The following is a 12,024-nucleotide window of genomic DNA, read 5'->3' as shown; positions in this document are numbered from 1 at the left end:
GTTGTGCTATTCAGTTATGAAATATTCAGTTGTAAACTCGATGTAATTGAAACGTTTCGATTACGACAGCGACGAATCGTCTCCAATCGATAAGTGGTGAGCGCAAGTCTTCTGCGTCACAAATCAATATCGAATCGTTTCGATTTTAATTATAAGAAAGCGGTTTCCTCCGTCTTACCTGTCGATTACTGTTCCCCGACATCAACCTCGGCAACGGAACCATGACGATGCATCGCCGGCCGGGAAAGCTCAACCACGCCCCTGATATCGGTATGGCTCTCAATCGCATTCACCAGCAATTCCACGGCTTTGAAACAAAGCTCCTGCGGCATAACCGGCATCTCGGTAATCGGCTGCGTCATCAACTCACCCTCGAAGTACGTTCCGCACGACAGCACCGACACGTTATCCGGCACAGACAAACCTGCGGACTGCAGCTCCTGCAGCACCTGATTCAGCACATTCGCGCTAGCCTGATTGATAATCGCCGTAGGCCTGTCCTCGACATCGAACACGTCATGCACAAAAGTCGCGGCATCGAACTGATCGAACCCATGCTTTGACGATTCGACGATTCGCAACCCCAATTCCTTGGCATGAGCCATCAGGCTCTCACGAAACAGCAGCACATACCCAGAACCACGCTCATAATCGGCCTCATTATCACGCAGGAACACCACTTTGCGATGCCCCTTGCTATACAGACAATCAGCAGCCTGACGACCAGCCATGGTGAAATCGATATCCACGCATGCACAGTCGCCGTGCTCGCTCGGAAGACCTATGGCAACACAAGGCTTCGAATACAAACCAGCTTCGGCTGCGCGCACATCATGTTCTTCAATATCAAGCAGCACAACACCGTCGACCAGATTGCTCTGCGTTACACGGCGAAGATCACCCACGGCGTCCTCCCCCGTAAGCAAAAGCACATCGTAGCCCCTATCTTTCGCCTGCCATGCGGTATGCAGGAAGTAGGCGTTGTACTTCGCCTGATTGATATCACCACGAATCGGGGCGCTCAATGCAATGATCTGGTTACGAACGCCACGCATTTTGCGGGCACTGGCATCCGGCGTGTACCCGAGCTTTTCCACCGCCGCCATAACCTTGTCAGCGGTCTTGACGGAAATAGAACGCTTGCCGGAAAGCACATAGGAAACCGTGCTGACAGACACGCCAGCAGCACGAGCCACATCTTTAATGCCTGCCATACCACACGCTCCTTTGCCTAATTTCCGACAACCACACTGAACAATGCCGGTCTCCCATTGCACATAGATGAACACCAGCATCACCAGTTCGCGAACCGTGCACCCGCCAGCGACTCCGCGCCCAGTTGTAGATCCGCACGCTCGACTTCACTCTTCAATTCACGGCACCACTTGCCTTGATTGTCGAATCGTTTCGTCGAAACGTTTCACTTATAATAGCCATGCGAACGCAATATTGTCAAAACATGCGACACGCCCTGCATCCACTGCATATTGACTCATTCAGCACATGCTTGACATGCATATATGCATATATGCGTCAATCGACGCGGCCCACATAACTGGCATAGCTCAAATCCCGCAGCAGTTATCCTACTTGTTTGTGGCAGATGTACCGATCCCGCATCTTCTCAGCGGCTTGTTTGTGGCACCGCAAGGCCCATACCCGGCATATCCCGATTTGGTGCCACAAACAAGCCACATAGGGTTTCCAAACAAGGCGAATCTGCCACAAACAAGCGGGATACGTGACAGCTGACAGCGCCGAGCCGTCCAACGTGGCGATGCCGTCACGGCATCGCCACGAAACCAGACTCAGAGCTACCGATAAGCATCTTGTATGTTCGTCCACCACCGCATATCATTATGCGGACACAACCATTGCGAATACGACGAGAATTCGTGCAAAAAGACAATCCTCGTATACGGACAGACGACTATCCATATAATGCGAAGCGTCGGGGAGTTTCCTTTTCCCGAGCATTCCTCAATGCTATTGCTCCCCGGCCATCGGCAACTCCCGATGAATCTCCTGACAGGGTGGGACCATCATGCTTGCGATGGGCCCACCTTTGTTTATTGTGCACGCAGTTCAAACCGGAGGGAACTCGCACCGTAGCCGGCCATCCAGCCCACCCCTGCATTGTCCCAAAGCGAGGAGAAGCGACGACGAAGCAACCCGCATCGGCAACAGGCCGCCCTCACCGTCCTACGCCACCATACGACTCGTCTTCCTCCCGCTTCTTTCTCCCGCTCAAATCTGGGCAAACGCCTGTTCCAGATCGGCGATGAGGTCATCCGCGTCCTCCAGACCAACGGACAGTCGGATCAGGTTGGCAGGAACTTCAAGCGTGGTACCGGCCACGGAGGCGTGGGTCATGGCACCGGGATGTTCGATGAGCGATTCCACACCGCCCAGGGATTCGGCCAGGGTGAACACCTGCGTGGCTCCGGCGAATCTCTTGGCCGCTTCGAATCCGGCGGCGATCTGCACGGAGATCATGCCGCCGAAGCCGCCGTGCATCTGACGTACGGCGATATCGTGCCCCGGATGCGATTCAAGACCCGGATACCACACGCGCTCCACTTCGGGACGGGTTTCGAGCCATTGGGCGATCTTCAACGCATTGCGGCTGTGCTGCTTGACGCGCAGGTCAAGGGTCTTGAGTCCTCGGATATCCAGCCAGGAATCGAACGGGGACGGCACCGCGCCGGCCGCGTTCTGCAGGAACGCCACGGCATCGCGGGTCTCCTTGTCGTTCAGGACCACGGCTCCGCCGACCACGTCGGAATGGCCGCCGATGTACTTGGTGGTGGAGTACACGACCGCGTCCGCGCCATCATCCAGCGGATGCTGTAGCACCGGGGACGCGAAGGTGTTGTCCACCACCACCTTGGTGCCGTGCGCGTGTGCCACGGCGGAGGTGGCGGCGATGTCAGCGATGCCCAGCAACGGGTTGGATGGGGTTTCGACCCAGATATACCGGTACTGCTTGTTCGCGAGCGCTGCGGATACGGCCGCGGTGTCGGTGATGTCGACCACGTCGAGACCGATGCCCCATGGCACGAACACCTTGGCGAGCAGACGATAGGTGCCGCCGTACACGTCGTTGCCGAGCAGGATGTTGTCGCCGGGCTTCAGAGTGGAGCGCAGCAGCACGTCGATGGCGGCAAGCCCCGAGGAGAAGCTCAGCGCGTACTTCGCGCCCTCCACGCTGGCAAGCTGCTCGTCGAAGCTGTTGCGGGTCGGGTTGATGGAGCGGCTGTAGTCGTAACCGTTGCGCAGCCCGCCGACGCCGTCCTGTTTGAAGGTGGATGTCATGTAGATCGGCGTGACCACGGCACCGGTGGTCGGGTCGGGCTCCTGGCCGGCGTGGATGGCGCGGGTGGCGCGTGCGGAGGCGTTGAGGGCGGCGGCGTTGGTGGAGACGGTCATGATGATTGTCCTTTGCTTGATGGATTTGGTCGGATTGTCCGGGTTGATGGGGTTTGGGGATCGGGAAGCGCAAACGAATGCGCTCACAGGTACTGTTCGGCCAGACTCGGCTTGGTGGTACGGTCCACAACGTCGCCGAATCCGTTGGCGCGCATCCAGTCATCGTTGAAGATCTTCTCCATGTAGCTTCGCCCGGAATCGGGCAGCAGTACGATGACCGTCTGATCGGCGCCGAGTTCATGTTCGCGCGCGTATTTCAGCGCAGATACGACGGCCATGCCTGCCGAGCCGCCGACCAGCAGCCCTTCCTCAGCGGCGAGACGGCGGGTCATTTCGAAGGCCTCGGCGTCGGTGACCTGCACGATCTCGTCCGGCAGATCACGGTCGAAGGCCTTCGGGTAGAAGTCCTCGCCGACGCCTTCGATCTTGTACTGATGCACGTCGCTCGGATTGGAGTAGATGGAGCCTTCCGGATCGGCGCCGATCACCTGCACCTTACCGTCGGAAACGTCCTTGAGGTAACGGCCGGTGCCGGAGATGGTGCCACCGGTGCCGATGCCCGCCACGAAATGCGTGACCTTATGATCGGTGGCCTCCCAGATTTCCGGGCCGGTGGTGTGGTAGTGGCTCAGCGGGCCGTTCGGATTGTCATACTGGTTCGGCTTGAACGCGCCGGGAATGGTGGAGGCGAGACGGTCGGACACGCGGTAGTAGGAGCGCGGATCGTCCGGTTCCACATTGGTCGGCGCGACCACGACTTCGGCGCCGTAGGCGCGCAGCACGGCACGCTTGGATTCGGAGACCTTGTCCTGCACGACGAAGATCGCACGGTATCCGCGCTGCTGGGCGACCATGGCCAGGCCTACACCGGTGTTGCCGGAGGTCGGTTCGACGATCACGCCGCCGGGCTTGAGTTCGCCGCTCTTCTCGGCGGCGTCGATGATGCGTTCGGCGATGCGGTCTTTGGAGGAGCCTCCCGGGTTGAAGTATTCGACCTTGACAGCGATGGTGGCTTCGATGCCGTCCGTCACATGGTTGAGTTTGATGAGCGGGGTGTTGCCGATGAGTTCTGCGGTGCTGTTGTGGATGGTCATGACGTTTCCTTTGGGGCTTTGCGGTTTCGGGGATTCGGTTGGGATGCACTCCCGGGAAGCCGCGTCGTCATGTGCAGCGGTTGAAACAGGACCTGTTGGGATTTTCGCGTTTGTGCGAGGATCACCGTATACGGTTACGGTATGCCGAAGGTTGGCGATCATGCCGATACGTTACGGGAATCCGGAAAATCGAAGTTCTGGCGACCACGCCGAACATTCTGGAATGTCCTATCTCAAGTTATGCGTCGATGAACCACGCGCCCCCTCGGGCGGTTGGTTAGCGACAGCAACAACAAGAGCGATTGAACATGTGGCTTACATTACCACTCCCCCGGACATCGGCATGTCACCCGCGTTCATCATGCGGACATCCGAACCGTATCAGCTTCCTGGAACGGGCTTGTTCCGTCCCCAATAACCTGCAATATAACAGCCTTCGCAGCGCCCAACACCCCACCGGATATCATCGCGTCTACGTGATATACAGTGCAATTATGCATAGAGGAACCTCTTTCATATTCCCCACACATCGAGTACGACCGTCGACGGGGAACAACGGCCGTTCCCCGCTCACGCCGGAAGCCGATCGCACCGATCACACCGATTGCATCGACCGCACCGATCACACCAACCGCAAACGCCATCGCGCATGGACGCCTTTCGTGGTTCTCTGGGCAGTGATGTCGACGATTCTCGTACTGCTGACGGTGTCCACGCATCCTTCCGATAGCGTGTACACCCTGCAATACCAAGGTGGCACCTTCCTCGTGGACCGTTCGCAGTACCAGCAGCTCGCCGACGCGTTCCTGCATGGCAGAACCTGGATCGACGCGCATGTCCCCGATTGGCTTGCGGCCATGGATAATCTGTACGACGAGCAGGCCAGAGGAACCCTCGGCGCGCAAACCGGCGATCCGTCACGCTGGGATTGGGCTTTCTACCATGGCCGGTACTACTGCTATTTCGGCCCGCTGCCGGCGCTCCTGCTCTTCGCGCCGTTCAAAGCACTGACCGGAACCGATCTGCCGACCGCCGCAGGATGCGCGTTCCTTGCGATACTGGCATGCGCTTCGCTCATATTCCTCATCGAAACACTGTGGAAGCGCTATTGGCATGGCACCCCCAGATGGCTCGCGGTCCTCGCCTGCACCGCAATCGTGGCGGCATCCGGATTGACGTATCTGGTGCTCGTCCCATGGTTCTATTCGATTCCCATCCTCGCATCGCTCGCACTCGCGCCCGCCGGCATCGCATTGTGGGCACGCTCTTCCAGCGATGGCCATCACACCCCGCGCACTCCGTTCATCGCCATCGGTTCGACGCTTGTCGCGCTCACCATCGCCTGCAGACCGGCGTTCATCCTCACCGCGGTATTCGGCATCATCCTCCTATGGCCGCAAATCCGAGCCCACGATATCCTGTCCACCCGTTCCAGACACGCCATCCTCTCCACCATCGCGGCGATTCTGCCGTTCCTCATCATCGGCTGCGCGATGATGGCATACAACACGGCCCGTTTCGACAACCCGTTCGACTTCGGAGCAGCCTACAATCTCACCGGCTGCGATCTGACGCAACGGCATGTCAGTCTGAAAGCACGCCTGTATTCCGTCCTCCTGCTGTTCCTCACCCCAATCGGTTTCACGAGGGAATTCCCCTACACCATGGACGTGTTCTCACTGGATGAGGCAAACCCATGGGGGTTCCTGTTCCGTAACCGGAACATCATTCCGGAACAGTTCGCCGGCGGACTCGTCGCGCTGTCGCCGATCTGCCTGCTCGCATTGCCCGCGGCCATCCGGTATTTCATTCGACTGCGGCGCAGCCAAAACTCCCACGCAACACAGTGCGGTGCGATAGGATTCACGTTCCTCGTTCTCGCCGTCCTCATCGCGTGCATCGACGGACCGTTCGGCGTGAACGCGCGTTACCTGTGCGATATGACATGGCTGATGCTCATCGGCACCATGTGCCTGCTGTTCGTGTGGAACACGGATGCGCGTGAAAACGGGCGCCGGTGGCTGACCGTCGTGATTGTCGCCCTGCTTATCGTCGGCATCGGCTTGCAGCTGCTATGGCTTATGACCCCGGGGCGGAGCGAAAGCTGGAACATTTCGAATCCCGCCCTGTATGACTGGTTGCGCAGACTGTTCACGTTCTAGTCGGTTCAGCCGATTCAGGCGATCCAGTCGGTTCAGCCGGCCCAGCCGCCTACCTCGCATCGATCCGACCTGCGATCAGGCCTGCATGGACGCGGCTTCGATAAGCGAGCGCGTGTACACGGAACAGGGATGCTTCAGTATTTCCATGGTCGTACCGCTTTCCTCGACGCGCCCGTCATGCAGGACGACGATACGGTCGGCGATATGCTGCACCACGCCAAGATCGTGCGAGACCATGACCAGCGACATATTCGGGTTCGCCTCGCGGATGGCGTGGAAGGTCTCAAGGATCCGTACACGCGCGGCCACATCGATGGCGCTCATCGGCTCGTCGGCAAGAATGACGCCCGGATCGTCCACTATGGCACGTGCAATGGCGACACGTTGCGCCTGCCCGCCGGATAGATCCATGGGGTACCGTGCGGCGAATACCGCCGGGTCGAGTCCGACCAGTCGTAATGCTCGCCCGATCCGCGAAGCGGCCTCGTCATCGCCCATGCCCCTATGGTGCAACCGCAACGGCTCCTCTACGGAACGCGCAACGCGCCAGCGTGGGTCGAGCGAGGCGAAGGGGTCCTGGAACACCAGTCCGGTCTCACCGCGCAGCATATGGCGCACGGCATCGTTCCGCTCCCCCATCGTCTGGCCACGGTATGCGATCTCACCGCAATCCGCGGATTCCAGGCCGAACAGCACTCGCGTCAACGTCGATTTGCCCGAGCCGGAAGCACCGATGATCGCCAGGCACTCCCCGCTGCGCACCTCGATGTCCACGTCGAACAGCACCTGCCTGCGATTCCGCTTCGACCCATAGCTTTTGCAGATGCCACGTCCCTGCAACACGATTTCATTCATCGCCGCCGTCTTTCCTCACGATCGTCCTATCACCGGATTCCACTCCCGTGGATTCCTGACTTCCGACGTCACCGTCGCCGATGCCGCCGTCACGTGACAGCGTAAGTTGCCTGGCCGCGGCGACAAGGCGCTGCGCAGGCTCGCTTGCCGGTTCCCGCAATAGGCTTGCGGTCGTGCCTGTTTCGGCGATCGAACCGCCGTCCAGCACAGAGCAGCGCGTAGTGGCGCGTGCGAGCACCGCGAAATCATGGGTGATGAACAGCATGGACGCGCCGGCATCGTCGACCAGCGACGTCAGCAGGTCGACGATCTGACGTTGCGTGATCGAATCCAATGCCGTGGTCGGCTCGTCGGCGATGATGAATCGCGGCGAGGTGATCAACGCGGTGGCGATGCCGACGCGCTGCTGCTGCCCGCCGGAAAGCTGATGCGGGTATTTCAGCAGTGCATCCTGGGAAAGCCCCACTTTGTCAAGCATCGCCTTGACACGATCAAGACGCTCGTCAAGCGACAGATCGTAGTGCAGGTACAGCGGCAGACCGACCTGCTGTGCAACCGTCATCACGGGATTGAGCGCTGCCGCCGGATTCTGGAACACCATGCCCATATAACGCCCGCGCAGATCGGCCATGGCGGTATCGTCCAACCCGATCAGTTGCCTGCCGCCAGCCATGATGGAACCGCTCACCCGCGCCGTGTCGGGCAGCAACCCCATCAGGGCTTTGGCGATCATGGATTTGCCCGAGCCGGAGGAACCGACCAGACCGATGCGCTCACCGTCGGCGATGTCCATGCACACATCGCGCACAATGGGTTTGTCGCCGATGGTGATGGTCAGCCCACGAATCTCGATGCTCATGCCGCCTCCCTCAGCTCAGGATTGGTCAACGGGTCGATGGCGTCGCGCAGTGCGTCGCCGAACAGATGCAGCGCGATCACCGTCATCGTGACGATCAGTCCCGGCCATAGCACGGTCAGCGGGTAGATGCTGATGAATCGTACGGATGTGGCGAGGGAATGCCCCCAACTGGGTACGCCGGCACCCACGCCGACGCCAAGATAGGTCAGGCCAGCCTCAGCCAGTATCGACGTCCCTGCACTCATCGACAACTGCACCAGCAGCACCGGCATCACGTTCGGCATAATATGCCTGACGAACACGCGCGCCCCCGAAGCGCCGGACCATACCGCCGACTCCACATACTGCGAACGCGCGGCGAGTATGGCCGCAGGTCTTACGATGCGTGCCAGATTCAATCCGTAGGCGAATCCGCATGCGGCCACGATCACCGCCGCGGAAGCGCCAAACGGCACCGACAACATCAATGCGATCAGCACCGTCGGTATCGAGATCAGCGCATCGACCACCACCACCGACGTGGATCGCAGCGCGGTATGGCGTGACACCATGGCGGCCACCAACGCCAATCCGAATATTCCGGCCACGACTACGGTAAGCGATGCGATTGCAAGATTCGTGCGCGAACCGGCCATCAGCCAGCTCAGCACGTCGGCGCCAACGCCATCGGTTCCCAACGGATGCGCGGCCATGGGCGAAGCCCATGCGTGGAATCCGTCCGTCTCAAGTAGCGCGTAAGGCGTCCACACCAGCGAAATCAGCGAAACCAGCACCCACAGGCCGAGCATGATCAACGCATATTTTCCACTGGCCTTGCGCCACATCGAACGCATAACCACACGAGTGGCCGACATCACAGCACCTCCTGTATGTCGTCGGAAGCGGTGTTCAGTCTCGGATCGAGCGCATGATGCGCCATATCGACCGCCAATCCCAATAGCAGGAAGAACGCTGCCAGCAGGAACAGTTCGCTCTGCACCGCGATCAGATCACGATTGCCCACATCGGTGATGAGCATCGACCCCAGCCCCGGCAGGGCAAACAGGTTCTCGACCACCATCACGCCCGTTATCATTTGGGCGAAGGTCAATCCGATAACCGACACCAGCTGCGGCATTGACAGTCGCAGGCCTACGCGCAGCAGCGCCTGCCTGCGCGTCATGCCGCATGCCATGGCCATGCTTACGGCCTGGGATTGCGCGGCATCGCCCAACGCGGCACGCGTATAGCGCATGATCCCCGCACCGGCGGTGATGCCGGTGGCCAATGCCGGAAGCACGAGCGACGCCATGGCCCGCCCGCAATCCTTCCAGCCATCGTTCGGAAAACCCTGCGAGGGGAACAGCCCCAGCAGTCCCGAGCCGTGTGAGAACAGCAGGATCAGCAGCAGTCCGCTCCATAACGCCGGAACAGCACCTCCGACAATGGCAAGCACATGGAACAGCCCCCGACACCGCCTGTTCCTGGTGATGACGGCAGCACAGCCAAGCGGCAATCCGATCAGCAGGGCTATGGCAAGGCTGAGCATGATAAGAGGGAACGTGACCGCCGCCCGGGCGCCGACCTGCGAGACGACCGATCTGCCGCTGATGGCGGATATGCCAAGATCGCCATGCAGCAGTCCGCCAAGCCAGTCGGCGTATTGTACGGGCAGCGGCCTGTCGAGTCCCATCTGCGTCCGCAGTGCGGCGATACGGGCCGCGGTCGCGTTCGTTCCGGCCATTACGGCTGCAACGTCACCGGGGAGTACACGCAATGCCAGAAACACCAGTATCGACAATCCCACCAATGCCGCTATGAACAGCAGCAGCCGTTTGGCCACGAATCTCATATCATTCCGCCTTGGAGATCTGCCATAGCGGCAGTACTGTCTGGCTGAGCTTGTCGGGGAATCCCTTGACTCCCTTGTTGTACGCCACGGTCACACGGTAGCCGAACAGCCAGTCGGCCGGAGCGTCTTCGCTGACGGTTTTCGCCGCCTGCTTGAGGTATTCGTCGCTTTCCTTCTCGTCGGTGGCGGCGAGCGCCTTGGCGTACAGCGCCTGCACGTCCTTGTTGTCGTAGTGGTAGTAGTATTCGGGCGTGGTCCACTTGTAGAAGTCATGGCTTTCGGCATGGTCGACGAGCGAAAGCTCATAGTCGCCGTTGGCGTGCACGTCCTGCAGCCAGGTGGAGAATTCCACATAGTTGATGTTGAGGTCGATGCCGATTGCGGCGAGCTGGCTTTTGAGCTGGTCGCCCAGTTCGGTGCCGTAGGTGTTGGCGTAGGTCAGTGTGAGTTCGAGCGGATGATCGGTGGAGTATCCGGCTTGTGTCATGAGGTTTTTCGCTTTGGCCACGTCGTAGGGGTAGAGGCCGGTCAGATCCTCGTAGCCGGGGTCGACGGATGGGATCGGCCCGCCGAGTGCAGTGTCGACTCCGCCGCGGGAGGCGATGATCTCCTTGTGGTTGATGCCGTAACGGATGGCCTGGCGCACGCGCTTGTCGGCGAGTTTCTTGTTCGCGCAGTTGAAGGCGAGCACGAATTTGTCGCTGCCATCGGACGCGGAGACATGGTAGGTGTGGGTGTCAAGGGATTTCGCCAAGGTCGCGTTCACTGGGGAGAGCACGTCCACATCGCCGCTTTTCAGCGCGTTGACGGCGGCGTTGTCATCGGTGATGAAGTCGATGACCACATGCTGCGTGGCCGGCTTGTGCGCGGTGCCCCAATATTTCGGGTTGGCCTTAAGCACCATCTTGCTGGCGGAATCGAAGGATTCCACGGTGTATGGGCCGGAGCCCACGGCCTGGGTCTTCGCGTTATAGGTGGCGTCCTTGTCGAACACCAGGCCCGGGCGCCCGGTCAGGTACCACAGCAGGTTGGAGTCCGGGGAGCTGAGGGTGATTCGCACGGTGTTCGCGTCAAGCGCTTCGGCCTTGCTCAGGCTTTCCACCTGGTTGGCGTTGTAGTATTGCTTCTCCTTCAACTGGTTGATGGACCATGCCACGTCGTCGGCATCAAGCACATCCCCATTGGAGAAGGTCATGTTCCGGTTGAGATGGAAGGTATAGGTTGTGCCGTCTGTGGAGATGTCCCAGCTTTTTGCCAGACCGGGCTGTACGGCATTGTCGGAGTCTCGGCTGACAAGTCCCTCGTACACGTTGCCGATGAGCACCTGTTCGATGGCCGATCCGGATTGGCGGCGAATGTCGAGGCTGGGCGGGGCGAGTTTGAGTCCGATGGTTACGGTGTCGGCCTTGTTTGCCGACTGTTGCGCATTCCGGCCGTTGAATATGGCTACCGCGCCTACGATGATGTCGATGGCGACGACTGCCGCGATAATGATGCCCCACTTGTTCGGTCTTGGGGATTTCGATGTTCTGACGCGGGCGTTGAGACTCTCGTCCGTGCTGGCCGCGCCGTTAGAGCTTGCTGCGTTGCTTGTTGCCGCCGTGGTTGCATCGGCATTGCCGTATGCACCATGTGATGCTGTCATGATATTCCTTTATGCGGTTATTCGGCAGGTTTTGGCCGCCTTGGCCCTTGCCCGCCTGTGTTGTGTCCGGCTGACCGCCCATACGGGTCGATCGCCGCGCATAAGTATACTCGCCCGCATGCCGCACAAGGCGTTTACGTAAAGCCCGT

At 59.8% G+C, this 12,024-nt stretch carries 9 protein-coding genes; 1 reads left to right on the top strand and 8 read right to left on the bottom strand.

The genetic code is table 11. The features are described 5' to 3' along the window. Positions 1–185: 185 nt before the first annotated feature. From BBAG_RS02270 to BBAG_RS02260, 3 genes are all read right to left on the bottom strand, one after another. Positions 186–1,214 carry a LacI family DNA-binding transcriptional regulator gene (locus tag BBAG_RS02270; protein WP_033508563.1) on the bottom strand — a complete coding sequence of 343 codons (1,029 nt, stop codon included), beginning with the start codon at positions 1,212–1,214 and terminating at the stop codon, positions 186–188. Between the two features lie 1,033 nt (positions 1,215–2,247). Further along, complete coding sequence (locus BBAG_RS02265; RefSeq protein WP_003825713.1) at positions 2,248–3,429, bottom strand: cystathionine gamma-synthase; 1,182 nt, start codon at positions 3,427–3,429, stop codon at positions 2,248–2,250. Positions 3,430–3,512: 83 nt separating this feature from the next. Further along, positions 3,513–4,523, bottom strand: coding sequence for a pyridoxal-phosphate dependent enzyme (locus BBAG_RS02260; RefSeq protein WP_003825710.1), 1,011 nt, complete (start codon positions 4,521–4,523; stop codon positions 3,513–3,515). 494 nt (positions 4,524–5,017) lie between these two features. Here BBAG_RS02260 and BBAG_RS02255 point away from each other — a divergent pair, with 494 nt between their 5' ends. Beyond that, a complete protein-coding gene (locus tag BBAG_RS02255; protein WP_167555751.1) occupies positions 5,018–6,685 on the top strand; it encodes a hypothetical protein in 1,668 nt (555 codons plus the stop codon). A 75-nt stretch (positions 6,686–6,760) separates the two neighbouring features. Here BBAG_RS02255 and BBAG_RS02250 read toward each other — a convergent pair whose 3' ends face one another. From BBAG_RS02250 to BBAG_RS02230, 5 genes are read right to left on the bottom strand one after another with little or no spacing between them, the layout of a single operon-like run. Beyond that, complete coding sequence (locus BBAG_RS02250) at positions 6,761–7,540, bottom strand: ABC transporter ATP-binding protein (protein ID WP_003825704.1); 780 nt, start codon at positions 7,538–7,540, stop codon at positions 6,761–6,763. Further along, on the bottom strand, positions 7,533–8,399 hold the full coding sequence (locus BBAG_RS02245) for an ABC transporter ATP-binding protein (protein ID WP_003825701.1): 867 nt from the start codon (positions 8,397–8,399) through the stop codon (positions 7,533–7,535). Before BBAG_RS02245 ends, BBAG_RS02250 begins: the two co-directional genes overlap by 8 nt. Continuing rightward, the gene (locus tag BBAG_RS02240) at positions 8,396–9,253 is read right to left on the bottom strand and encodes an ABC transporter permease (protein ID WP_003825700.1); all 858 of its coding nucleotides are present in this window, start codon (positions 9,251–9,253) and stop codon (positions 8,396–8,398) included. The genes BBAG_RS02245 and BBAG_RS02240 overlap by 4 nt, the downstream gene beginning before the upstream one ends. After that, positions 9,253–10,230: an ABC transporter permease gene (locus BBAG_RS02235; protein WP_003825699.1), complete on the bottom strand. Its 978-nt coding sequence runs from the start codon at positions 10,228–10,230 to the stop codon at positions 9,253–9,255. Before BBAG_RS02235 ends, BBAG_RS02240 begins: the two co-directional genes overlap by 1 nt. 1 nt (position 10,231) lies before the next feature. Continuing rightward, positions 10,232–11,875 (bottom strand): ABC transporter substrate-binding protein, encoded by a 1,644-nt coding sequence (locus BBAG_RS02230; RefSeq protein WP_003825698.1) that lies wholly within the window; start codon positions 11,873–11,875, stop codon positions 10,232–10,234. Between the last annotated feature and the right edge of the window lie 149 nt (positions 11,876–12,024).

Source organism: Bifidobacterium angulatum DSM 20098 = JCM 7096 (genome assembly GCF_001025155.1).
GTDB lineage: Bacteria > Actinomycetota > Actinomycetes > Actinomycetales > Bifidobacteriaceae > Bifidobacterium > Bifidobacterium angulatum.
The sequence above is the reverse complement of the archived record's forward strand: the minus strand, read 5'-3'. Positions and strand labels throughout refer to the sequence as shown.